The sequence below is a fragment of the Paenibacillus aceti genome (assembly GCF_003614185.1).
Taxonomy (GTDB): Bacteria; Bacillota; Bacilli; order Paenibacillales; family Paenibacillaceae; genus Fontibacillus; species Fontibacillus aceti.
The window spans coordinates 4,920,865-4,943,555 of the sequence record NZ_KZ987724.1; the positions used below are offsets into that span (position 1 = coordinate 4,920,865).

Annotated in this window: 22 protein-coding genes; 17 read left to right on the forward strand and 5 right to left on the reverse strand. The window is 48.2% G+C overall.

The window, feature by feature from the left end:
• Positions 1–100: 100 nt before the first annotated feature.
• The 7 genes from BFJ94_RS21995 (at position 101) to BFJ94_RS22025 (ending at position 7,268) form a co-directional block, all read left to right on the forward strand.
• Complete coding sequence (locus tag BFJ94_RS21995; RefSeq protein ID WP_120464556.1) at positions 101–1,078, forward strand: diaminopimelate dehydrogenase; 978 nt, start codon at positions 101–103, stop codon at positions 1,076–1,078.
• Between the two features lie 261 nt (positions 1,079–1,339).
• A complete protein-coding gene (locus BFJ94_RS22000) occupies positions 1,340–1,903 on the forward strand; it encodes a helix-turn-helix transcriptional regulator (RefSeq protein WP_120464557.1) in 564 nt (187 codons plus the stop codon).
• A gap of 1,005 nt (positions 1,904–2,908) precedes the next feature.
• The gene (gene qoxA, locus BFJ94_RS22005) at positions 2,909–3,865 is read left to right on the forward strand and encodes a cytochrome aa3 quinol oxidase subunit II (RefSeq protein WP_120464558.1); all 957 of its coding nucleotides are present in this window, start codon (positions 2,909–2,911) and stop codon (positions 3,863–3,865) included.
• Positions 3,866–3,889: 24 nt separating this feature from the next.
• Entirely contained in the window at positions 3,890–5,833 is a 1,944-nt protein-coding gene (gene qoxB, locus BFJ94_RS22010) for a cytochrome aa3 quinol oxidase subunit I (RefSeq protein WP_120464559.1), read from the forward strand.
• Complete coding sequence (qoxC, locus tag BFJ94_RS22015) at positions 5,830–6,426, forward strand: cytochrome aa3 quinol oxidase subunit III (protein ID WP_120464560.1); 597 nt, start codon at positions 5,830–5,832, stop codon at positions 6,424–6,426. Before qoxB ends, qoxC begins: the two co-directional genes overlap by 4 nt.
• A 1-nt stretch (position 6,427) precedes the next feature.
• Entirely contained in the window at positions 6,428–6,712 is a 285-nt protein-coding gene (qoxD, locus tag BFJ94_RS22020; RefSeq protein WP_120464561.1) for a cytochrome aa3 quinol oxidase subunit IV, read from the forward strand.
• 208 nt (positions 6,713–6,920) lie between these two features.
• Positions 6,921–7,268: a metal-sensitive transcriptional regulator gene (locus tag BFJ94_RS22025; protein ID WP_120464562.1), complete on the forward strand. Its 348-nt coding sequence runs from the start codon at positions 6,921–6,923 to the stop codon at positions 7,266–7,268.
• An 80-nt stretch (positions 7,269–7,348) separates the two neighbouring features.
• Here BFJ94_RS22025 and BFJ94_RS22030 read toward each other — a convergent pair whose 3' ends face one another.
• The 4 genes from BFJ94_RS22030 to BFJ94_RS22045 all read right to left on the reverse strand — a co-directional run bounded on the left by BFJ94_RS22030 (position 7,349) and on the right by BFJ94_RS22045 (position 11,224).
• A complete protein-coding gene (locus BFJ94_RS22030) occupies positions 7,349–9,415 on the reverse strand; it encodes a serine hydrolase domain-containing protein (RefSeq protein ID WP_120464563.1) in 2,067 nt (688 codons plus the stop codon).
• Positions 9,416–9,562: 147 nt separating this feature from the next.
• Positions 9,563–10,174: a hypothetical protein gene (locus tag BFJ94_RS22035; protein ID WP_120464564.1), complete on the reverse strand. Its 612-nt coding sequence runs from the start codon at positions 10,172–10,174 to the stop codon at positions 9,563–9,565.
• On the reverse strand, positions 10,155–10,355 hold the full coding sequence (locus BFJ94_RS22040; RefSeq protein ID WP_120464565.1) for a type II toxin-antitoxin system antitoxin: 201 nt from the start codon (positions 10,353–10,355) through the stop codon (positions 10,155–10,157). Before BFJ94_RS22040 ends, BFJ94_RS22035 begins: the two co-directional genes overlap by 20 nt.
• Before the next feature lie 17 nt (positions 10,356–10,372).
• Complete coding sequence (locus BFJ94_RS22045) at positions 10,373–11,224, reverse strand: SPFH domain-containing protein (RefSeq protein WP_120465363.1); 852 nt, start codon at positions 11,222–11,224, stop codon at positions 10,373–10,375.
• A gap of 220 nt (positions 11,225–11,444) precedes the next feature.
• Here BFJ94_RS22045 and BFJ94_RS22050 point away from each other — a divergent pair, with 220 nt between their 5' ends.
• The 10 genes from BFJ94_RS22050 (at position 11,445) to BFJ94_RS22090 (ending at position 21,218) form a co-directional block, all read left to right on the forward strand.
• Positions 11,445–12,119, forward strand: coding sequence for a stalk domain-containing protein (locus BFJ94_RS22050; protein ID WP_229717057.1), 675 nt, complete (start codon positions 11,445–11,447; stop codon positions 12,117–12,119).
• A gap of 173 nt (positions 12,120–12,292) precedes the next feature.
• Positions 12,293–13,036, forward strand: a complete 744-nt coding sequence (gene nfsA / locus BFJ94_RS22055) for an oxygen-insensitive NADPH nitroreductase (protein WP_120464566.1) — start codon at positions 12,293–12,295, stop codon at positions 13,034–13,036.
• An 843-nt stretch (positions 13,037–13,879) separates the two neighbouring features.
• Positions 13,880–14,467 (forward strand): TOMM precursor leader peptide-binding protein, encoded by a 588-nt coding sequence (locus BFJ94_RS22060; RefSeq protein WP_120464567.1) that lies wholly within the window; start codon positions 13,880–13,882, stop codon positions 14,465–14,467.
• Positions 14,464–15,861 carry a YcaO-like family protein gene (locus BFJ94_RS22065; RefSeq protein WP_120464568.1) on the forward strand — a complete coding sequence of 466 codons (1,398 nt, stop codon included), beginning with the start codon at positions 14,464–14,466 and terminating at the stop codon, positions 15,859–15,861. The genes BFJ94_RS22060 and BFJ94_RS22065 overlap by 4 nt, the downstream gene beginning before the upstream one ends.
• Before the next feature lie 44 nt (positions 15,862–15,905).
• Complete coding sequence (locus BFJ94_RS22070; RefSeq protein ID WP_120464569.1) at positions 15,906–16,649, forward strand: nitroreductase family protein; 744 nt, start codon at positions 15,906–15,908, stop codon at positions 16,647–16,649.
• A gap of 180 nt (positions 16,650–16,829) precedes the next feature.
• Positions 16,830–17,753, forward strand: a complete 924-nt coding sequence (locus BFJ94_RS22075; RefSeq protein WP_120464570.1) for a polyprenyl synthetase family protein — start codon at positions 16,830–16,832, stop codon at positions 17,751–17,753.
• 177 nt (positions 17,754–17,930) lie between these two features.
• Positions 17,931–18,104 (forward strand): competence pheromone ComX, encoded by a 174-nt coding sequence (gene comX, locus BFJ94_RS25490; protein WP_162944374.1) that lies wholly within the window; start codon positions 17,931–17,933, stop codon positions 18,102–18,104.
• Between the two features lie 89 nt (positions 18,105–18,193).
• Positions 18,194–19,204 carry a hypothetical protein gene (locus BFJ94_RS22080; protein ID WP_120464571.1) on the forward strand — a complete coding sequence of 337 codons (1,011 nt, stop codon included), beginning with the start codon at positions 18,194–18,196 and terminating at the stop codon, positions 19,202–19,204.
• Positions 19,205–19,336: 132 nt separating this feature from the next.
• Positions 19,337–20,581 (forward strand): sensor histidine kinase, encoded by a 1,245-nt coding sequence (locus BFJ94_RS22085; protein WP_162944375.1) that lies wholly within the window; start codon positions 19,337–19,339, stop codon positions 20,579–20,581.
• Positions 20,559–21,218, forward strand: coding sequence for a response regulator transcription factor (locus BFJ94_RS22090; protein WP_120464573.1), 660 nt, complete (start codon positions 20,559–20,561; stop codon positions 21,216–21,218). The genes BFJ94_RS22085 and BFJ94_RS22090 overlap by 23 nt, the downstream gene beginning before the upstream one ends.
• 153 nt (positions 21,219–21,371) lie before the next feature.
• Here the strand turns inward: BFJ94_RS22090 and BFJ94_RS22095 are convergent, their stop codons facing one another.
• The gene (locus BFJ94_RS22095; protein WP_120464574.1) at positions 21,372–22,199 is read right to left on the reverse strand and encodes a TatD family hydrolase; all 828 of its coding nucleotides are present in this window, start codon (positions 22,197–22,199) and stop codon (positions 21,372–21,374) included.
• Positions 22,200–22,691: the final 492 nt, after the last annotated feature.

A 22,691-nucleotide genomic window follows, 5' to 3' on the forward strand; every position in this document is an offset into this window, starting at 1 on the left:
AGTTGAGGGAATGGCGCTTACTTTTTATGTTAAATATTTAAAAATGGACAAGATTGAGCTAAAATAAGTGAAGAGCTATTATTTGAAGGAGGAAGGTTTAGTGACATCGACGATTAAAGTAGGCATTGTAGGATACGGAAATTTAGGGCGCGGTGTAGAGAAAGCGATCAAACAAAATCCAGACATCGAATTGCGCGCCATTTTCTCAAGAAGAAACCCAGACGATGTAGCGGCTGCAAATGGCGTCGTACATATCTCTGAAATTGAGAAGTACAAGGGCGACATCGACGTAATGATCCTGTGTGGGGGATCTGCAACCGACCTTCCTCAGCAAGGACCGGAATTCGCGGCTATGTTCAATACGGTCGACAGCTTCGATACCCATGCGAAAATTCCGGAGTATTTCGAGCATGTTAATGATGCAGCGACTAAAGGCGGTAACGTCAGCTTGATCTCCACAGGCTGGGACCCAGGTCTGTTCTCGCTCAATCGTCTGCTTGCCCAATCTATTTTGCCGGAAGGCAAGGAATATACTTTTTGGGGAAGAGGGGTTAGCCAAGGGCACTCCGATGCGATTCGCCGTGTAGCTGGCGTGAAGAACGGTGTGCAATATACGATTCCTGTGGAGTCCGCAGTGGAACGTGTGCGCAAGGGTGAGAATCCGGAATTGTCCACCCGTGAGAAGCATTTGCGTGAGTGCTTCGTCGTGGCTGAAGAGGGCGCTGACCTGGCCAAGATCGAGAGCGAAATCAAGGAAATGCCGAACTATTTTGCAGATTATGATACGACCGTGCATTTCATTAGCGAGGAAGAACTGAAGAAGAATCACTCGGCTATGCCTCATGGCGGTATGGTGCTGAGAAGCGGCAAAACGGGTGAAAATAGCACGCAAATCTATGAATTTGCGCTTAAATTGGACAGTAATCCGGAATTTACAGCTAGCGTGCTGGTCGCTTATGCGCGTGCAGTATACAAATTGTCCCAAGCTGGACAATCGGGAGCGAGAACGGTATTCGATATTCCGTTTGGACTGATGTCCCCGAAATCGCCGGAACAGCTTCGTAAGGAAATTCTGTAACAGCGTGATTCAAACCTTCAAGAACATGTAAGAGAAGCCTAGGGCCGATAGCCTTAGGCTTTTTTGTGTGTTGCCCTGGCACGGCGCCCGCTTTTTCCGATTGAATCTCGTGTATTTGTCACGTATAATTCATGATGAAAATGATAATCATTATCACACAATTTGAATGCAGATGAATAATCATGTCCAAATGCTTAAGCATGGGCTTGAGCCGTTCCAAATGTTATCCATCGGCGTTCCCGTCAAGACGTTTAACGCTTTATGGGAGAGGCATGGAATACAGGAGCATCGGTCGATTTTGAGCGGATCATGGGAAGTCGGGACTTGCGGGTCTTTCAAGAGAGGATCGGGCCTGCCGTTTCATTTCTGTTGAAGCGCTTTGCGTCTGCTATAGACAAGCCGGGAGCCTCTAATCTGGAGCTGGAGTGTCATGCGTTGGAGATATTTATGCTAGCCTGCCGCTTATTCTTGAAAGAGGGAGAGGAGTCCTCCCGGGCTGTAGCGTTGTCGCGGGATGAGATGGAGAAGCTTCAAGAGGCAAAGCGGATTATGAAAGAGCGGTTAATCGATCCGCCTACGCTGCTGGAATTGTCGCGTCTGATCGGTCTTAACGATTATAAGTTGAAGGTCGGCTTTAAGGAGCTATACGGTACGACCGTTTTTGGATATCTGAAAGACGAACGTTTAAAGCAGGCGTTGCTCATGTTGCAGACGGGTCGTGTCAATGTAGGTGAAGCAGCATGCGCGGTGGGCTACCTTAACCCCAGTTATCGCCATGTATTCCGGCAAAAAACAGTTCGTTACTTGGAACGACGGCCGATTTGATCCGTTCTATACAGGAAGAGTAGGGTGGAGTGGTAGTGGGTTGAGGTAGATGATACAAGGTTAGGGAAGCTTGGTCGCTCTTTGCGAAGATTTTTTTGAAAAAGCCTGCGTCTATGCATCCTTTTACCCGAAAATGGCCCTGTTTAGTAAAAAGCCTGCAAATATGCAGGATTTTTCGATTATCTGCGTGAAATCGGGTGATTTTCTTCAAAAAGCCTGCATTTTCGCAGGAATTTTCGCAATTTAGGTGTTTCTAGGGATAAAAGCCTGCATTTTTGCATCTTTTTTATGCTGGCACGGGTGGGATCTACCTGATTCGTACGAATTGTATATGTTACTTGCTAGGCAAACGGTACTTCACAAGTATCGGCAATTTCACGAAACAAATGTTACTCAACAATAAGACGCAACTTCGCACTCGGATGGAACTTCCGCAACTAGTCGCAACTTCGCACTCGAACGGAACTATCGCTACTAGATGGAACTATACACTCGGACGGGGTTTTCGCTACTAGTCGCAACTTCGCACTCCAACAGAACTTTCACCGCTAGGCGGCGCTAACTCTCCGCAAGATTCCTACATCCATCCTTTCCACTGTGCTTTTCCTCACAATCTATACCGCAAAAATAGGAATATAACGTCAGTGTAAAAAACGCCACAAGAGAAGTTTAACTTTTCTTTCCTAAAGTAAGTGATAATAATCACGAAGTGTTCGATGAATTATGACAATTCAGCGAACTTTGACCTGTGGAGGGGTCAATGTGAACAATTATCAAAATCGCTGATTTTGCTGGAATACGGTCGAATTTGGCTGAATTTGAACATTTGAATAAACAGTGACGGTAAAAAGTGAGAAATAATTGTAATTATTTTTCAATAATGTAATTTGCTATGAATTGTTATTGTTTAAGAGCTTACCTAACATAGTGGTAGATAATTAATACTACCATCCAAATGAAGATTGGGTGGTGCGTTATATTGCTGGAAAGGGGTAACGGAATTTTATGAAAAGGAAAGGATTGCTGCTGGCCGTTTTCTCAGCGTTTCTTGTCCTCTTGACCGGTTGTAATTCGCTAGCGGTGTTGAACCCTAAGGGGCCGGTAGCGAAGACGCAGTCCAATGTAATTTTGTTCTCGATACTGGTCATGGCGCTAATCTTGCTGGTTGTCTACGTCTTGTACATCTTCATGCTTACGAAGTACCGTGCTTCCAAAGCGGCTCCAGACTATGAGCCTCCTCATATTGAGGGTAGCAAATGGCTGGAGATTACCTGGATTACTATTCCGGTCATTATCGTAGCGATTCTGTCAGTAGTGACAGTTCGGACTACCAATGCATTGGATAAGGTCCCGGCAGGCTATGAAGACCAAAAACCGCTAGTTATTTATGCTTCATCCTCAAACTGGAAATGGCATTTCAGCTATCCGGAGGAAGGAATTGAAACCGTTAATTACGTTAATATTCCTACGCACCGTCCGGTTGAGTTCAGACTTTACTCCTATGGACCGATCACCAGTTTCTGGGTTCCGCAATTGGGCGGTCAGAAGTACGCGATGAGTGATATGGTGACCAAGCTGAATCTTGTTGCCGAGCATGAAGGCTCATTCATGGGTAAGAACTCCAACTTCTCCGGCGAGGGCTTCGCGGGTATGGAGTTTGAGGTTCTCGCTATGTCTACAGCCAAGTATGACGAGTGGGTTAATGATGTTAAGAATACAGCTTCCAAGTTGACGGAAGAACAGTTCGATTCACTACTCGAGACTGCCAAGGTAGGTAGACAGACGTATTCCTCGACACATTTGGAATTCCGTCCAGCGCCTGAAGGCGAGCATGGCGGACATAATCATGGCGGAGCATCTGCAGATGATTCACAGGCAGATCACTCGGAGATGGATCATTCCGAAATGGATATGAGCGATTCTGAACATGGTGAGGCAGATCATGCTTCACACGGAAATTAAGAGGCAGAAGGGAGTAAGCATGACATGAAATGGGACGAATTTTTCGTCACCGGGGAGCCGATGATTTACGGAGCAATGGTCAGTATCGTCGTCGTATCCCTGGCGATTGTCATCGGATTGACCTATTTTAAAAAATGGGGCTACCTGTGGCGCGAGTGGTTGACAACGGTTGACCATAAGCGTATCGGTATCATGTATATTATCAGTGCGCTCTTGATGCTGTTCCGCGGCGGCGTTGACGGACTGCTTATGCGGTCGCAGCTCGCGATACCTGAGAACGGACTTCTCGATGCGCAGCATTATAATGAAATATTTACGACCCACGGGGTTGTTATGATTCTATTTATGGCGATGCCATTCATCATCGGTCTGATGAACGTAGTTGTGCCATTGCAAATTGGTGCGCGCGACGTGGCCTTCCCGAGATTGAATGCGGTCAGCTTCTGGCTGTTCTTCGCCGGAGCGATGCTATTCAACCTTTCCTTCGTCATCGGCGGTTCGCCAGACGCGGGCTGGACGGCTTATTTCCCGCTAGCGAGCAATGAATTTAGCCCGACGGTGGGGATGAACTACTATTCGATAGCAATTCAGATTGCCGGGATCGGTACACTGATGACAGGCGTGAACTTCATCGCTACGATTCTAAAGATGCGCGCACCTGGCATGACGCTGATGAAGATGCCGATGTTCACCTGGTCGATCTTGATCACTAGCGTAATCATCCTGTTCGCGTTCCCGGTTCTTACGGTAGCGCTTGCGCTGATGATGTTCGACCGGTTGTTCGGTTCTCAGTTCTTCACGATGGCCAACGGCGGGATGGATATGCTCTGGGCCAACCTGTTCTGGGTCTGGGGGCATCCGGAGGTATATATCGTTATTTTGCCAGCCTTCGGTATTTTCAGTGAAGTGATTTCAACCTTCTCTCGTAAAAATCTGTACGGGTACGCCTCGATGGTAGGGAGTATGGTCGTCATTTCGCTGCTGTCCTTCGTCGTCTGGGCTCACCACTTCTATACGATGGGTCACGGAGCGATGGTTAACGGCGTGTTCTCGATTACGACGATGCTCATTGCGGTTCCGACCGGGGTGAAAATATTCAACTGGCTGCTTACGCTTCATAAGGGCAGGATTGAGTTCACGACCCCGATGCTCTACTCGCTCGCCTTCATTCCAATCTTTACGATTGGCGGGGTTACCGGGGTTATGCTTGCGATGGCGAGTGCGGACTACCAGTATCATAATACGATGTTCCTGGTTGCTCACTTCCACTATGTGTTGATTCCGGGTACCGTATTCGCGGTTCTTGCCGGTTTCTACTACTGGTTCCCGAAATTGTTCGGCTTCCGTCTGAACGAGCGTCAAGGCAAGCTGGCTTTCTGGCTTATTGCGGTCAGCTTTAACGTAACCTTCATGCCATTATTCTTCCTTGGACTTAAAGGGATGACACGGCGGATGTATACTTATTCGGCAGATACAGGCTTCGGTCCGCTTAACTTGATTGCGACGATCGGTGCATTTGGTCTAGCTCTCGGCTTTATACTTCTGGTCTATAACATTTACTGGAGCTTCCGCTACGCGCCAAGAGAGACATCAGGCGATCCTTGGAATGCACGTACGCTTGAGTGGAGTACACATAGTCCGATTCCGGATTATAACTTCGCTATTGTGCCTACGGTAACTGGACGCGATCCTTTCTGGGAGCATAAGAAGGGCGGACATCAGCTCTATAAAGGAAAATATGAAGAAATTCATATGCCGAGCAACAGTGGTCAACCGATCATTCTTGCGGGAATCTTCTTCTTGTTCGGCTTCTCCATGGTATTCAGCTGGTGGGTTCCAGCGATTATCGCAGGAATTGGTATTATTGTAATGATGGCGGTTCGTTCCTTCGAACGCGATCACGGCTATCATATTCCGGTTCGCGAAATTGAAGAGACGGAAGCCAGATTGCGGGGTGAACAGGCATGAAATTAGATAACTCTTTGCCTTTGGAATATCGTTCTGAAGAGAATAGTAATCGCATTTTCGGATTTTGGCTGTTCCTTGGCGCGGAAATTGTACTGTTCTCAACGCTGTTCGCCGTCTATTTCACGCTTTGGAATCGGACTGGTAACGGCCCGACAGGTAAGGAACTTTTCGAGATTGGTCCAGTGCTGATCGAGACCTTCGTGTTGCTCACAAGTAGCTTCACCATTGGCTTGATGATTAACAGTATGCGTCAAGGGCTGCAGAAGGCCGCCATGGTCTTCCTGTTCGTTACCTTGGTGCTCGGCCTGATTTTCCTGGGTGTAGAAATATTCGAATTCGTCACTTATGTTAATGAAGGAGCAACGATTTCTACGAGCGCCTTCATGTCCAGTCTGTTCGTTCTGCTCGGCACCCACGGTGCGCACGTCACCTTAGGTTTACTATGGGGAGCAGGCATTATGCTGCAGATCAAGCGCGAGGGCTTCACGCTCGATACAGCGAATAAATCATTTATTTTCTCGCTCTATTGGCACTTCCTCGACGTGGTCTGGATCTTTATCTTCAGCTTCGTATATTTGAAAGGAATGATGTGACATGAAAAAATTATTCCCTGTCCACCACGTCATGGGATACGTGTTCTCACTGGTCCTTTCGGTCGTCGCTCTGTCCGTCATTCTCTGGGATATGTCGCTGGCTGTCGGTATGACGATCCTGATCATCTGTGCAGCGATCCAGATGGGTGTCCAGTTGTTCATGTTCATGCATATCGGCGAGACAGGTACGAAGACCTCGCTGTATACCAACATTGCCTATGCACTATTCGTAGGGCTTGTAACTGTGTTCGGTACGCTGTTCACCATGATCTGGGGATATCAATAAAGTAAAGCTAGACCGGGTATTCGTTTTGGTCTAATAAGAATCACCCTGTGCCTTGATTTTGGGAGGTGCGGGGTGATTTTTGCGTGAATGGATAGACGAGGTGCGGAATATAATGAAGTGAATGGTCTGCTAGTTATCCCCCATCGATTGAAAGGTTGGCGGGATTGCGATAATATTATGTAAAGGTCCAATATTGCGAGGTGATAACATGGCGGAACAGGAAGACAAGAAGCATGGCGTTACGGGTGATTGCTGCAGTGTTGAGGGCGAGGGCCATGTCCGTCATAGCCATCATTCCGAAGCGGTGAAGAACAATCTGACGAGTCGCTTGAACCGGATCGAGGGTCAGATTCGCGGGATTAAAGGCATGATCGAACGAGATACCTATTGTGATGATGTCCTGAACCAGATCGCTGCGGTGCAGTCCGCGTTGAACAGTGTCGGCAAGCTGCTGCTGGAAGGTCATATGAAGAGCTGCGTCATTGAGCGGATTCAGGCTGGAGAGATGGACGTAGTAGATGAGCTGTTGGTTACCGTGAATAAATTAATGAAATAATGTGCGAAATATATACCCCATACTGGTATATAGAATGGTAAAGCCCCACAGGTTCGTATTAAACCTATGGGGCTTACTGTTTATTTTAACGTGATTTCAAATTGTGATCCTGGGTCGCCGATGAAGGCGATGATTGCATTCTCCGGCAGACCCACTTCATTCACACCGCTCACGATGCTGTAATTCACGCAAGTTCCATTGGCATCATAGACGGCAAAGGAGCCTGTCTTCGGCGTGTTAACGACCAACGTCTTGCCAAACGCTTTCTCCGGAACGGTATACCATCTCGTATAGCCGTTGTCCTGGATCTTCGTCTTCGAGTTGGCTCCGGTATAGAGCGGCTGGAAATGATCCTGACTGACAAACAGACTGCCGCCAGCCTTCGCATATTCTACTCCGTCTTCTGTGAAGATATGGAGCTCATTCGTATCTCGGCCCATCAATGTCGGGATATTCAACATATTCAGAGCCTCATCGGCCCCCGTAATCTTGTTCGTCATCAAGTACCCCGGGAATTCCTTAAGGGTAGCGATCTGGACGATCGGAGGGATCATTAGGTAAACCTGGGAGGTATATTTTTCATTGACGAGAAAATAGGTCTTGCCTTCCCGAGCTTCCCATGCCTTAGCCACATCCTTAGACAGTTCATTAGGCTCCAGCTTCTCGGCCTGGTATTCGGACATAGCCAGCTGGCCAAGCTCTGGAATGTCTGTGTAGGTTCTTACCCATAAGTAAGTACGTCCATTGTCTTCTTTTACAAAGCTAACCTTCGCACTGCCAATCTCGTTGACAAAGGTCCCATCCGCTGTATAGATGAATTTCTGAACCGGAGCTTCAGGTACTGCTAATGAGCTTAAGGATAGCTCGCCATCCTTGCTAATATCCAGCTTAATCAATTGACCCGTAGCGCCATAGACTCCTGCATTTGTCGTCACATCCGCTGGCATAGCCGCCTTAACAGGTGCACCAAATGATTTGGCTGGCTTCCGTTCTTTAACGATGCCTTTCTCTTGCAGCGCGCTTAACAGGATCTCATTTGCCAAAAGCCCATTTAATGAGCTCGAACCGCCAGAAGAGAGGACCGCCACGGACAGCTTCTGCTCAGGCAATACAACCAGAGAAGCGTGAGATAAGAGGGTGTCTCCGCCCTTCGTCAGCGCCTGAATTCCATAGTCGTTGAATGGGAACAGGTTGACACTATCCCAGCCTAATCCGTAGGCGACCGAGCTATCCGCTTCATCCGGCCACATGCCTTTCTTGTACTCTGACTTCGCTGTAGCGGTTACTGATTTCTCCGATAGAATGCCGCTAGCATTTCCTGTGAAAATTTGTGAGAAGTGAGCGAGATCTTCCGCTGTAGAGTAAATACCGCCGGTTCCGATAAAGTTAATCGTATCTCTAGGCAGCTCTCCTTGATAGGCAGGGGAATAGACGCCAGCCAGCTGCTCGATGTTCACCTCATCTTGCGGAGTTTTCGTATTTTTCATGCTAAGCGGCTCGGTAATATATTTATGTATGTAGTCCGTGAAGTCCATGCCGCTAACTCTCTCTACCAATATTTCTGCTAGAGTGAAGCCGTCGTTGCAATAAACCGAGAATGCACCTGGATCAGCCTTCAGTCGCTGTGTGGAGAGCTGCTTCAGCAAATCGTTATACCCGGAGGTGTCATTGTCGTCAAATAAAAAGCCATTGGTAAGCGTAGATCCGTTTAATCCTGAGGAATGATTCAACAGCATGCGTGGGGTGATCTGTTTGTAGCGCTCGTCTTTCATTTTAAAATCAGGAATATAGTTGGTCAGAGGCTGATCCAGATCTATTTTTCCTTCATCCACGAGCTTCATGACCGCGACGGTCGTGAACATTTTGCTCGTCGAACCGATGCCATACATCGTCTCTGCAGTCGGTGGTTTCTTGTCAGACAGATGATTGATGCCGGATTGCCCGGATACTGCTATCTTTCCATCATCAATAAGTGCATATTGCAGGCTAGTCGTACCATAATTCTTCGTCACCAGTTCGGCCTTCTGCGCCGCTAGTTGCTTCGTCGCCTCATATGAGGGGCTGCTCTCAGCCGCAAACGCCCCAAGCGGCATAAGCAGTGTCAACGTAAGAGTGGCCATGACTATACGTGATAGGCTCTTCTTCATCTCTGATTCTTACCTCCTAAGTGTAGTGGTAGTGAAATTTCCACTCCTAACCTATTTATACGGCTGTAAGTGTTTAAAGATTCATTATGGAGCGGACGCAGGTAGGCATAGGCCTGTAGTGTAGCATCCGCTCATATGATTTTATTTTTAATTTACCTCACGGACCATTCCTTGCTCATAGATCGCTTCGATGAACAGTTCCGTGAGCTTAACACATTCATGCAGCAGCGCTATATCGACCTTCTTATGCGTTTCTGTGAAGGATAGCTCAGCTTCATGCTCCTTGACTCGCGTCTTGAGGCGTGCGCCCTTATGTTCCTCCAGCAGCTCCGCAATTCCCTCATACTTCAGAATCCCCCTCAGTAGACTAGGATGTGAGGCTCCGGCATGGAATGACTTGCTGAGCGGATTCGGCAGGGTGACCTGCCGTAAGTTTCCGCGGAAGATCAGGAACAGCGCGCTCTTGATCGGGCTAAGGATATATTCAAGCTTCCGTCTCGGCTTGTATTTATACTTGATTTGGATGACTTGACCGCTGCTTGTATTGGTTCCGTTGGAGCTGCTGGAATCGGTAACCGTGAGATACAGTTGGCCTCGTCCATGCGGCAGACCGATGATGACATGCTGTCCGGTATACTTCCAGTTCTTGAAGGATGCCGCTACAAAGGTAGCATCGTATTTAGCCGCATATTCCTGCAGCAGGAACTTCGATTTCGACTCCCACCAGGGCTTAGCAGATTTAATCCTGGTTTGTGCCATTGTCTTGGGCCTCCTTGATGCGCATTTGAGGTGAAGGCAAGCGCCCTTCTTTGCGCAGGGCCTCGCGTAATACATATTCGATATGACCATTCACGCTTCGGAATTCGTCAGCCGCCCAGCGTTCCAAAGCTTCATATACGATGGGGTCCAGACGCAGTGGGAAGCTCTTCTTCTTAGCCATCGTGAATGGGACTCCGATTAATACAGACTGCTCGTATTAATGATAGGTTGGGCGGAACGGTCCGATACGACCGCGACTAACAGATTGTTGATCATCGCAGCTTTGCGCTCATCATCGAGTTCAACGACGCTCTCGGTCTGCAGGCGCTCAATCGCCATTTGTACCATCGTAACTGCGCCGTCCACGATCTTCTCGCGAGCAGAGATAATCGCTTCGGCTTGCTGACGCTGCAGCATTGCGCTGGCGATTTCCGTAGAGTAAGCCAAATGCGTCAAGCGGGACTCGATTACTTTAACACCGGCTATAGCCAAGCGGTTTTGCAATTCATCAGTCAATTCCTTGGCGATTTCCTCTGTATTTCCACGCAAGGAGAAACCATTGCCATCCAATTCGTCGTAAGGGTACTTGCTGGCTACATGGCGCAGAGCAGCCTCACTCTGAATTTCTACGAAGGTCTCGTACTCATCGACTTCGAATAATGCTTTGGCGGAATCGATAACCGAGAATACGACGACAGTAGCGATCTCGATCGGGTTCCCGTTAACATCATTGACCTTCAGCTTGGCACTGTTGAAGTTGCGTACACGCAGCGATACCTTCTTACGAGTGGAAAAAGGAGTTACCATATAGAACCCGCTATCGCGGATCACACCGAGATACTTCCCGAAGAAGGTGATGACGGCAGCCTGGTTCGGCTGTACAACCGTAAGGCCGGTTAAGGTCACAAAGGCGATCACACAAGAGATGACTCCCAGTAAGACGGGAAGGGGATCACCGAGGGTGAACAGGAATATCCCGGCGCCGGCAAAGGCGATGAAGAGGAGCAGAGCGACAAATCCGTTCAGGTGAGATAGTTGTTTTTCCTTCAGCATAGGTTGAAGCACTCCTTAATATTGATTTAATATTTATTTGATATTTATATGATATCACTTTTAGAATATATTGTAAAACAATTTGTGCAAATGGTGCTTAAGAAGGGAGATTTGTACTCTGATATGGTTAATAAGTCGCTTGAATTTTGGAAATTAAATTTTTATATTCTTCATATGAATGTGCAGTAATCCACTTATATATAGAAGGGAAGATGAGATGTTGAAAAAGAAATGGATAATTAGTGCCATGGTGGCAGCACTTATGCTGACAGCCGGGACTGGAGTGTATGCAGGTGCGAAACTGCAGGAGGTAAAAGCCTACTTGAACAGTAGTATTCAACTCAAGTACAACGGAACGCCCGTACAGCCGAGGGATGAAAAGGGAAATGCAGTTTTACCGATTACATATAACGGAACGACGTATCTTCCTGTACGTGCGGTAGCTGATATTGTAGGAGTCGCTGTATCCTATAATCCGGAAACCTATACGGTGGAATTGGGCGAGAAGGCGGAAGGCATAGCTATCGCCGAAGGCTTCGAAAACATGTATTATACGAAGGACTCGAAAGAAACGACCTACCAGGGTAAGGACTATAAGGAAGCTTATTTCGATAATGCTAGTGGCAAACGCAGCAGCGGATTTATGCTGTACCCGAAAGGGAAGTATCAGAAGCTTGTTCTACAGGTGGCAGCCATTGGCGAAGATATTGACAACTTCTTCATTAACGACAGCGAAAGAGATGTAAAGCTGACGAGCGAAAAAATTGCAGTTAAGGACGGTCTCAAGACCATTGAGGTAGATATCGCAGGCGTGAACGAGTTGTTTATTAATGCTGATATACTAAATGATGGGGCTATGTTTGTTCCTTTAACAACGTCATATTATAAATAAGCTTATCTATTGAATAAACCAGTCCGATACGTGATTTCGTGTTTGGCTGGTTTTTCTGATTCGAGGTTGTCCATTAAGTAAGGAGAGCTAAAAACAGTATAATAAAGGTATGATCATGTCTCATTATTATGAGGCAAGATAACAATAACCAGTATAGAGGAGATGAGCGTAGCATGAACGAGACAATCAACCTGTTAATGGCGCATCGCTCGATCCGGAAGTATGCGGACAAGCCGGTGCCTCGGGAGATCATTGAGCAGGTCGTAGCCGCAGGGCAAATGGCTTCCAGCTCTAGCAATGTACAAGCTTATAGCGTCATTGCCGTCACTGACGCAGAACGCAAGCAGAAGCTGTCGCAGCTTAGCGGACGCCAAGCCTATATTGTGGAATGCCCTGTCTTCCTAGTATGGTGCGCTGACCTGTCCCGGCTGAAAAATGCAGCTCGACATCATCTGCCTGATTCGGAATCCTATGAAGGGGTGACCGAGAACTTCATTGTGGCGACAGTCGATGTCGCGCTGGCCGCACAAAATGCCGTGATCGCTGCTGAGTCGCTCGGACTTGGCATCGTCTATATCGGGGGAATCCGCAATCAGATCCAGCAAGTGGCTGAGCTGTTGAACCTGACTGAGCTGGTCTATCCGGTGTTCGGTATGTGTCTAGGCTATCCCGATCAGGATCCGGGCCTTCGTCCGCGGCTGCCTCAGCAGGCGGTTCTGCATTGGGAGGAATATGACGGAGTTGCGAGCGAGAGGCGGGTAGCCGAGTATGATGAGATCATGAGCGAATACTTGCGTAAGCGTACAGGCGGCGTCAAGGATACGCCGTGGTCGAGACTTATGGCGGAGAAGCTGACGACACCGTCGCGTCTTCATATGAAGGAGTTCCTGCAGCAGCGTGGATTTAAGTTGGAGTGACCCTAGAAAACCGTATAAGACTGTATCCGGCTATTGGTAGCAATGGTTCGGGTGCAGTCTTTTTTTGCCTGGTTTGTATCGCATCGCCCGAGAGCGCAATTTATTTGTGGGAAAACGTAAGCGGGTTTTCGGTGTGAAACTGAAAAAGATAGATTACTATTAAATCAGGAGGGGAGGCTGTTTTGCTGCGAGTGAAGGTCACTACGTTTCGTTATAATTTGCTAGAGTTGCCAGAGTTCGCTAGAGTCTGCTAGTGCTTGCTGGAGCTTGCGGCACAACAGCCTGGGTTTCACGAAAATCCTGCCTATTTGCAGGAATTTTCTCAGAATAGGAATTTTGGGTGATAAAGCCTGCATTTTTGCAGTTTTAAGTTTGAGCGTGTGACGAGGCGCGGGGATGTGCTAGACAAATGTAAGAATGATTACATAAACAATCACATAATCGTGATAAATATTACATCTAGGGCATTGGTTTAGCGATCGGGAATTCATGTAGTGAGTCACCATTAATGTGGCGGAGGGCAATCAATATGCTGGGGAGTAACCAATCCCTAGCATGAGTAGCTAGGTGAGCAATCATCCAGCCAAGTTCGCAATTACGCTGAACGAGGCAGTGTAATTATAGAAATTGAAACAGAGGGAGGGATTATCATAGGCCCTGGGAGTGAAGCGGCTGTATCTGTTGCTGAGGTCTTCATAGGGAAGGGAGGAATAATATAGGGATGGCTGGTCGATCGGATGGAGGTCGTTAAATAAAATAGGGGAGGTAGAAGTGGATGTATCGTCGTTATGATTTGAAGTCATATTCATATGAAATGATTCTTAAGAAGGGAGGTCGGTCCGTATGAGTCAGGTAACCATTCTGTGCGAGAGGGAAGCGGTTAATTCGGCGGATTCGCTCGAGGTCTTGCTCACGGGCTTCGGGATTGAAGTGAGCACCGTGAACGAGTTTACAGAGACCAGGGCGAGTTCCGAACTGGTCGTGGTGCTACAGGCCGAGAAAAGAGGGGAAGCATTCAATGCTTACGCGATGAAGCAGGGGATCATGTGGCTTCCGGTGCAATTCTCTTATTCTACGGGGAGAATCGGTCCGATCATCGTTCCCGGCTATTCGGCTTGCTATGAGTGCGTACAGCGGCGTGGCCATTCGAACGGCCTGGCTCCACTGGAGCCGAAGGATTCCATGCTCGACCTATCCTGGTCGGTGCTAAGCGGTGTCATTGCTATCGAGACGGCAAAATGGGTTTCACGTCACACCAGCGATGATCCGCCGTTATCGCTGGGACATATGATCGAGTTTGACGCCTTCCACCTGCAGGGGGACGTTAATCCGGTCTATAAACTGCCGACCTGCCCTTCCTGCGGAGCAAGAAGTCAGGCGCATCTGGCTTCACAGTCTTGGCGTGAGTCAGATCTGGTGCTTGGGCCATGAGTCGAACATTGATCCGCAGGTCGGGAGGGGCGAGTTATGCAGGCTACCCTGGAGCCGACAACACCGTGGCACCAGCCAGAATTCAAGGTTTGACGGCAACTTTGCCGGACTATCTGCGGAAGGCGATTAGTCCGCATGGGGGCATGGTCGGTGAACTGAGAAATTTGAGCACGGACCCTGGAGACCCCAGACTATATCTTAGTATCGCTACTCCAGCCAATCCGAAATATTTGGCGGATGGGCAGTACGGTCTGATCGATCCCATCGCCAGCGGGATCGGATTGACGCTGGAGGAGGCGAATACAGCTGCTGCTATGAAAGCTATTGAGCGATATTGCGCCGCTTATGTCATTCCGGAACGACTGGTGCTGGCAACCTGGGAGGAGCTTGGCGAGGACGCGCTTCATCCGGGTGAGCTCCCACTATTTACGAAGGAGCAGTATGAGCAGTGGCAATTTCCGTATCGGCCTTTTACCGAACAATCGCGGGTCCGCTGGGTGCAAGGCCGCAGCCTTACGACGGGCCAGACGAAGTGGGTGCCCGCAGCCATCGCCTGGGACTCTTACCTCCCGCAGAGCAAGGATGAGGAAGCAATCTGCTTCGGCTTGATGACAGGCTCAGCGGCAGGAGCTACGAAGGAACAGTCTATGAGGGAAGGCTTATTGGAGATCATCGAACGGGATGCCTTCATGATCATGTGGTATAATTCGCTCTCCTTGCCGAGATTGGATACTCGCGATCTGCCTGTCATGGGGCACTTCAAGGAACTGCTTGATCCGAACAGATTCGAGCTGACGCTGATCGATACGACGAGCGATATCGGCCTTCCATCGGCGTTTGGTCTGCTGACGACCCGCGATGGCAAAGTATCTGTCGGTGGATCAACCCGGCTCTCGATGGAGGAGGCGGTACGTAATACGCTGATGGAGATTAGCCAGCTGTTCATCGGTGATAAATCGCTGATCTATTCGCCATCAAATCCACCGCTTCTGCCACATCAAGTTACAGACTATAGCCAGCGGCTTTCTTATTATGAACAGCCCTACGCTCAGGAGGAACTGGCCTTCACTACGGCCTCAAGCGAGTTCCGGCCGATCCCTGAGGCTCCGTCCATCGCGAGCGGTACTGAAGCGGAGCGTCTTCAGTATATCGTTCAACAGTTGGAGAAGCGGGGGCTAGAGGTGCTGTGCGTAGATGTGACTACGGACGATGTCCGTCAGCTGGGTCTGCATGTCGTCAAGATGATCGTTCCGGGTATGGTCCAACTGCCGCGCAGCGAGCCGGAACGGATGATCACAAGTGAACGAATCTATAAGATACCGGTTGAGCTTGGGCTACGCACAGCGCCGGTCCAGCCGCTAAATTTGAACCATAGCCCGCATCCATTCTCATGAAGATCGTCAGTTCTGACTCATAAAATAATAAGGATGTGATATGCATGCAAATCAAATATATGGATTGGCGGTCTGATCAGGCTTTGGAAGAAGAGCATTTGGCGGTGACCTACCATCTGAACTCCAATCATCATCCGCAGCTTGATGTGCTGACCCGCTCGCGAATGAAGATGCTCAGAAATCTGTTCATGCAGATGAATCAGGCGGTAACACCAGTCAAGCGATATTATGCGTCGGAACGCTTCAGGAACGATGCGCTGCGCCAGGAGGGGTATCCTCATATGGCGGAGATTATAGCAGGTCTGGAGAAGCTACAGCGTACTACTGTGCCGTTCTGGGATTATGAGAGCCTGAAAAACCTGGGGCCAGCCGATAAGCTGGACGCGCTCGATTTGTATTTTATATCCAAGGGTCAGACGAATGGCAGCTACGAGCTCTTCTATTACAGCCCTGTTGAGAAATTCATGGAGTATGTCAAGGAAGTAGAGGACCCGCACTGGTGGAATAAGACCTACGATCCGGGGCTGGAATTCCGTGATGGAGATTTGGCCCTGTTCATTACAGCGAATATTAGTCGCAGCATTAAGCTGTTTGGAGAGCGGGGATACCGTCTGATGATGCTCGAGGGCGGCCGTCTGACAGAGCGTCTTGCCCGCTGCTCGCAGGAGGGCGGAAGGCAGCCCGTTCCCGTAATGACTTTCTATGATAAGCCTGTTCAGGAGTTGCTCGGTGTAGATGGTTACTATGATGTCGTGTTATCGAGTCTTATATTTCGTGAGGGAGAATAGAGAGGTTACTTGAATATACTTACTTGATAAAGTTTATCCAGTGAACATTTCATGGGATAAGCTTTTTTCTTACCGTTTTTTGTAGTTTATTTTGACGAGGAGCAGGGGTTAATTAATATATATGGAATACATATAAAGAATTGGGTAATTTTATATCACATTTTGTAGGGAGGTAATAGAGTGGAGCAATTTACGGAAATGCTGGAAGTCGAGCTGCGAGAGAGCCTGAGAGCCTATTTTAGTGTCCCGCAGCTTTATGAACATTCGCTGGCATGCCTGGAGGACAAAATAGAGGAATCTTCCATGCTATTAGGCAAAATGGCGGTGCTTCATTACCGGATGTTTGGCGGCACGGATACCAAGGATATCTATAGAGTGGCTGCAGCTATTGAGTTGATGATGCTGAGCCTGGATATTATCGATGATATTCAGGATAAGGACAATGGCAAGATGGCCTGGAACCTGCTTCCGTCTGAGATCGCTCTGAACATTGGTATCGGCATGCTCACGCTGTCCGGGCAGCTGATTCTGTCGACCGGTTTCCCGGATGAACGGAGATTGCAGGCGGCTGAGCTTCTTCATAAGGGCGTGCTGACGGCCGTGAATGGGCAAATGACAGATCTGTTCAATGATGTCGATACGGAAGAGGATTATATCCAGATGGTATCGCAGAAATCGGCAAGACTGCTCGTCGCAGCAGCCATGATCGGCACGGTGCTGGCGACGGGGGAATGGATCGAGGAGGTCCAGCAATATGCGGAGGAACTGGGCATCGCCGCGCAAATCAAGAATGACATCCGTGATCTGCTCAATTGGGACGATAAGAATGATTTCCTCAATCGCAAGAAGACGCTGCCGACATTGTACCTGCTGCAATCGGTATCAGACGAGGAGAGCTGGATTATCGACTATTTCGAGGGGCGCCTGGATTTCGCTGACGTCGTAGGGCGCAGGCAGGAGGTCGAGCAGATCATCGAATCGACGGGAACGCTGATCTATACCTCGGTCAGAATGAGGACGCATTATTACCGCTATCTGGAGCATATTGAGCGCCTTCAACTGGAGCCGCATTGGAAGGAACGGATGCTTTCTTTTGCCGAGTAAGGGTTCTGCAGCTCTCACCGAGACACCGCGATTGACGACCGCAACATCCCGCAAAAGCCCGCAAAAATGTTTGCGGTAAATACGGGCACGGTTGTCGTTTCCAATATGGAGAATCCCCTGTATATTGGGCTTAAGAGGAAAACCTCTTAACCAAAAAACCAATTGGAGGGATTTAATATGTTGAAAGAACTGATTCAAGCTTTGGTGAAGGATTCCGGTGCAATGATGAATATTCGGGTAGGGCAGCTTCAATTGGCTGGCATGGATGCTGTTGAACAAAGAGCGTTGATGGATGTGCTTAAAGCTTCAGACGAAAAGAATGAACCGATGCGCTTCATCCCATGGTGCTAGACATAACCGACTGCTTCAATACGAGATAAGAACGCCAATAGCGGGTGACGCAGATATTATGGACTATACTAAATTGTGAGGGAACCACATTGGCATATAAATCAAAGATGTTAACATTTATATTTCTGATCAGCATTCTTGTAGGGTATCTATCATTCTCGATATATAAGAATGCTTTCATCGGGGTGTTGATTTCTCAAAATAGTGAAGGGCAGTATGTAGTGACGGATCACTCATCCAAGACACACTGGGGATTCGGGAGAATATTCGTCGGTGATGTGATTACTGAGGTGGACGGTCAGCCAGCTAAGGATTTCTTCTCGATCAAGACCTACGGTTTGCTGGAAAGGGCTTCGACCATCCATTTGAGCAGAATAGGAGAAGATGGCTCGCTGCATCATATTCAGCTTCATGTCGACAATCAGCTATCGCTTAATGAATTGATGATCCAGCTCTTCTCCCCTCTGACCGCGGTACTGATATTCTCCGGACTATCCTTCTTCGTATATCGGAGGAAAAAGGGTGATCCCGCTGCAGTTCAGCTTATCCTGTTTTTTCTATCGATAGGCATCGCTTATTTAAGCTCGCTCTCTTCAGGAAGAGCCGATCCTATTGGCAGATTGACGATGACCTTCACTATTTTACTGGTGCCGATCTTTTTCTTGCAATTCATGTCTTATTATCTTAGACGCTATCAGGAGACGATAGTCAATCGGCGTTGTCTCGGGGTCTTATATGCGGTGATCTGTATCATTATGGGGCTGAATTTAAGCAAAATCCTGTTTAATTTTGGCTCGCCCATGGTCATCTCAACATTAATATTGATTTATTTCATAGGCATTAACATATATATCATCTTCAGGCTTGTTCAGAAGTTCCTGGCTCATCGTCACGGAGGGCCATTGAAATCCTTGTTTAAGTTAATTCTGATTGGACATGTGACAGGCTTTTTTCCATTCGTCTTCTTGTTCGCCGTACCTCAATTGTTCGGAATCTCCTTCTTGTCACCGGAAATCGCCGCCGTCTTTCTTTTGACCATTCCAATCGTCTATCTGTATATGTTCACCACGAATCAGCTGTTCGATATTGATTTTCTATAATTAGCGCAAGAAATAATACGATCAGACAGAAAGAACGGGTGTAATCACTAATCACGCGAACGACGGGACGACAACTCAGTCCTATTAGTAAGGACCCATTTTACCTGCCAGTTATTCCTCGTGTGCTATCTATTGGTTACGTTGATGCTGTTCCTGAAGGAATACGCGGATCTTAAGCTGCGGCCCAGACTGAATAAGGATCTACATAATTTCCAAGGCAGCCTCAATCGGTTTTCTGCTCGAATATCACGTGTCATGAAGCGCTCTGATCTGGAACGGGTATTGGAGCAGGAAATTTACCATGTTCTGCCAGTTAAGAAGGTTGCTTTTCTCGAAGTGGATACAGATCGCCTTTCGGAGCTTAAGCTCGATCCGTCGCTGGCTGACATTCGGGAGTCCGTAATCAGTGCGGTGCAGGCCTCTGCGAATCAATTGGTAATTGGAACAGTTCTGAATGTGGAACGAGGAATCTGCGTAATCGCCGGCAAGAAGCTGAACATTCTGCATGTGCTATGGCTGGATGTGAAGGGGAACCGGACCAAATATAATCTGGATGAACTGGCTTGGCTGCGGACATTGGCGAATTACAGCGCGATTGTCTATGAGAATTTATATTTAATTGAGAGCTTGGTGGAAGAGCTGGAGCTTGAGTTCCAGAAGCAGAAGGGCGCGGATACTTCGCCGTGGCTGCTCAGGTTAATCTTCAAGCTGTCTGAGAAGGAACGGCGCAAGCTAGCCTCCGATCTTCATGACTCAGCGCTCCAGGATCAATTGATCTGGTATCGGAATCTGGAGTCGGCGATGCTGGATCATGATATGTCCCCGGAGCTTTATGAGAAGCTGGTCAATGTGAGGGAGGGGCTGCTGGATGTCATTCACCAGATTCGGGAGACCTGCAATGAATTGCGGCCGCCTTTGCTACAGGAAATGGGTATTATAGAGGCGCTGGAGGGGTTATTTGAGCAAGCGCAGATTCGTTCCAATTATATAATCGACTTCCGTTACGGGGTTGTTACAGCCGACATTAATGATGAACAGTTACTCACGATCTTCCGGATCGTACAGGAACTGCTGCGTAATGCCAGCAAGCATGCCAAGGCTTCTCATATCAGGATCACGCTGGAGCAGCAGAGGAATGATATCCGGCTTACCTATATGGATGACGGTATCGGGCTCAAGCTGGAGGATCTCAAGGATTCTTATCAGCATATGGGTCTGTCGGGAATCAAGGAACGGGTGCACAGTATGGAGGGTGTCATAGATTTCAAATCAGAGCCAGGAAATGGGCTCGAGGTGGAAATTTCATTGCCGCTGGAGTCGGTGAGCTGGGATAGAGAAAGTGAGGGGGATTCAGATGGTTCGCATCTTGCTGGTTGATGACCATCCTTCGGTAGGGGAAGGGACGAAGAATATGATTGAGCAGGACCCGGATATGGAGGTGACTGTGCTCATGTCCGCGATGGAGGCGCTGGACTTGGTTGAGGATGAGCGCTTCGATGTCATGCTGTTCGATTTGAATATGCCCGTCATTAGCGGGATTGAGTTGACGAAGCGAATTATGAAGATCAAGCCGGAGAGTCGCATTCTAATATACACGGGCTATGAGATCAGCCCTAACTTCAATATTCTCGTGGAATCTGGAGTCAGCGGCGTAGTTAGCAAGACCGCGACCCGGGATCAGCTGCTGAATTCAATCCGCTGTGTTCTGCGCGATGAAGCCGTCATCCCGGTATCATTGCTTCGTCAGTTGCGGCGCAGGGAGATTCGTCTGAGTCAGGGGCGGGAAGAGAAGTCGATGGAGGAGGTATCCATCAATGAGCGCGAGCAGGAGATCCTTCAGGAAGTGTCCAGCGGAAGCAGCAACAAGGATATTGCCTCCAAGATGTTAATGAGCCAGAGGACGGTTGAATACAATCTGACGCGAATCTTCGAGAAGTTGAATGTGCGTTCAAGATCCGAAGCGATTGTCGAAGCGAGGCGGCTCGGCCTGATCCGTACTGGTGAGTTCGTATAGATGGAATAGTCGCTATAGTTGCAATAGATAGTTGCGATAGATGTGATAACGATGATGAAGAATGCTGAAGCCATCCCTTGGGATGGCTTTTTAAGTATTATAGAATGTGATGTAGGGGGGGCTTGTCTAGATAAGGTAAGGTCAAGGTAATATTCAGGCAAGGCCGTAAAAGCAGCGGGTATTATTATATAAAATCGATCTAGCTTCCTCCTGCGGGAGGCCTTGGATATTAGCCCAGGCTGCGGCTGCATCATTAACCATCTTGGAATGCGTGGTTTGACCGCGGAAGGGGCCTTCAAAAGGCCAAGGGCCATCCGTCTCAACCATAACCTGTTCGGCAGGATAGATACGGGCCAGCTCAATGATCTCTTCTTCATACAGAATATCGGGAGTGAACGATATATAGTAACCAGCTTTGGCCATTCTCGCTATGGTGTCCGGCGCTCCCTTGAACCAGTGGAAATGTGCCTTCGTAATTGCATATTGCTCCAGAAGGTCGCATACGAGAACGGCATCGTCATAGACGGCATGCAGTACAACCGGCTTATTATGCTTGCTCGCGAACTGCAGCATCCTCTCCAGCAGCTGGACATATGGCTTCAAGTCAAAGTCGCGCCCTTGTTCTAGCGCTTCCTGACGGGAATAGTAAGGAAGACCGATCTCCCCGACAGCGATCATATCAGCCGCATGCTCGTCCATCCACTGCAGCAGGCGCTCTAGTTCAGTCTCGGAAGGTACGCTCTGCTCCGGATGATAGCCGAAGGCAGGATGGACGATGCCAGGATACTGAGCCGCCAGATTCAGGCTCTCTTGGCATGAGGGCAAGTCTTTCGAAACTGCAATCATGGCTTCGATTCTATGCTCCGTCAGCTCCTGCATAATCCATTTCCTCTCGTCTGTCTCATACATATCAAGATGAATATGCGCATCAATCAAAGGCAGCCGCCCCTGCACTGATAAGGATGAATGATCTGAACTCATCGCTGTAATCCTTCCTTTCTCAAACGTTCATCTATCATCTCTACTATACCTATATGACAGGGCAATTGCTATCACCTCGAGAAATATGGCGGATATGTCGTACAATATTAATTATGCGACATGAAGTAGGCAAAAAGGATGAATATTGGTAAGGTTTGTTACTGTAACTATTTAACATTATAGGACAAAAGAACAACGTTTGCACGGCCATAAAGTCACATTAGTAGGAAAAAAGTTTCAATTCATCGGATTTGGACTAGACTTTGCAACAGAATTGAAAAATTCTAGGATGAATCCGCAAAATATACGAAAAAACTGCATAAATTTTCCTCGATTTAGCACAGATAATGGACATAAAACGACAGAATCAACCGCATTTAGCATTATAAGAAAACATTCAATATTAATGCACAGTAAGCTAGATCTTGCTCTTGCCCCACGATTGCCTCATGTCTGGATCACGATAACGATTCCTCCTCCCTGTAACAAAGA

What these genes read in the sequence shown, in the direction of transcription:
- BFJ94_RS22000 (WP_120464557.1), top strand. Translation starts at nt 1,340, where the DNA reads ATGGGAGAGGCATGGAATACAGGAGCATCGGTCGATTTTGAGCGGATC.
- qoxA (WP_120464558.1), top strand. Translation starts at nt 2,909, where the DNA reads ATGAAAAGGAAAGGATTGCTGCTGGCCGTTTTCTCAGCGTTTCTTGTC.
- qoxB (WP_120464559.1), top strand. Translation starts at nt 3,890, where the DNA reads ATGAAATGGGACGAATTTTTCGTCACCGGGGAGCCGATGATTTACGGA.
- qoxC (WP_120464560.1), top strand. Translation starts at nt 5,830, where the DNA reads ATGAAATTAGATAACTCTTTGCCTTTGGAATATCGTTCTGAAGAGAAT.
- qoxD (WP_120464561.1), top strand. Translation starts at nt 6,428, where the DNA reads ATGAAAAAATTATTCCCTGTCCACCACGTCATGGGATACGTGTTCTCA.
- BFJ94_RS22025 (WP_120464562.1), top strand. Translation starts at nt 6,921, where the DNA reads ATGGCGGAACAGGAAGACAAGAAGCATGGCGTTACGGGTGATTGCTGC.
- BFJ94_RS22030 (WP_120464563.1), bottom strand. Translation starts at nt 9,415, where the DNA reads ATGAAGAAGAGCCTATCACGTATAGTCATGGCCACTCTTACGTTGACA.
- BFJ94_RS22035 (WP_120464564.1), bottom strand. Translation starts at nt 10,174, where the DNA reads ATGGCACAAACCAGGATTAAATCTGCTAAGCCCTGGTGGGAGTCGAAA.
- BFJ94_RS22040 (WP_120464565.1), bottom strand. Translation starts at nt 10,355, where the DNA reads ATGGCTAAGAAGAAGAGCTTCCCACTGCGTCTGGACCCCATCGTATAT.
- BFJ94_RS22050 (WP_229717057.1), top strand. Translation starts at nt 11,445, where the DNA reads ATGTTGAAAAAGAAATGGATAATTAGTGCCATGGTGGCAGCACTTATG.
- nfsA (WP_120464566.1), top strand. Translation starts at nt 12,293, where the DNA reads ATGAACGAGACAATCAACCTGTTAATGGCGCATCGCTCGATCCGGAAG.
- BFJ94_RS22060 (WP_120464567.1), top strand. Translation starts at nt 13,880, where the DNA reads ATGAGTCAGGTAACCATTCTGTGCGAGAGGGAAGCGGTTAATTCGGCG.
- BFJ94_RS22065 (WP_120464568.1), top strand. Translation starts at nt 14,464, where the DNA reads ATGAGTCGAACATTGATCCGCAGGTCGGGAGGGGCGAGTTATGCAGGC.
- BFJ94_RS22070 (WP_120464569.1), top strand. Translation starts at nt 15,906, where the DNA reads ATGCAAATCAAATATATGGATTGGCGGTCTGATCAGGCTTTGGAAGAA.
- comX (WP_162944374.1), top strand. Translation starts at nt 17,931, where the DNA reads ATGTTGAAAGAACTGATTCAAGCTTTGGTGAAGGATTCCGGTGCAATG.
- BFJ94_RS22090 (WP_120464573.1), top strand. Translation starts at nt 20,559, where the DNA reads ATGGTTCGCATCTTGCTGGTTGATGACCATCCTTCGGTAGGGGAAGGG.
- BFJ94_RS22095 (WP_120464574.1), bottom strand. Translation starts at nt 22,199, where the DNA reads ATGAGTTCAGATCATTCATCCTTATCAGTGCAGGGGCGGCTGCCTTTG.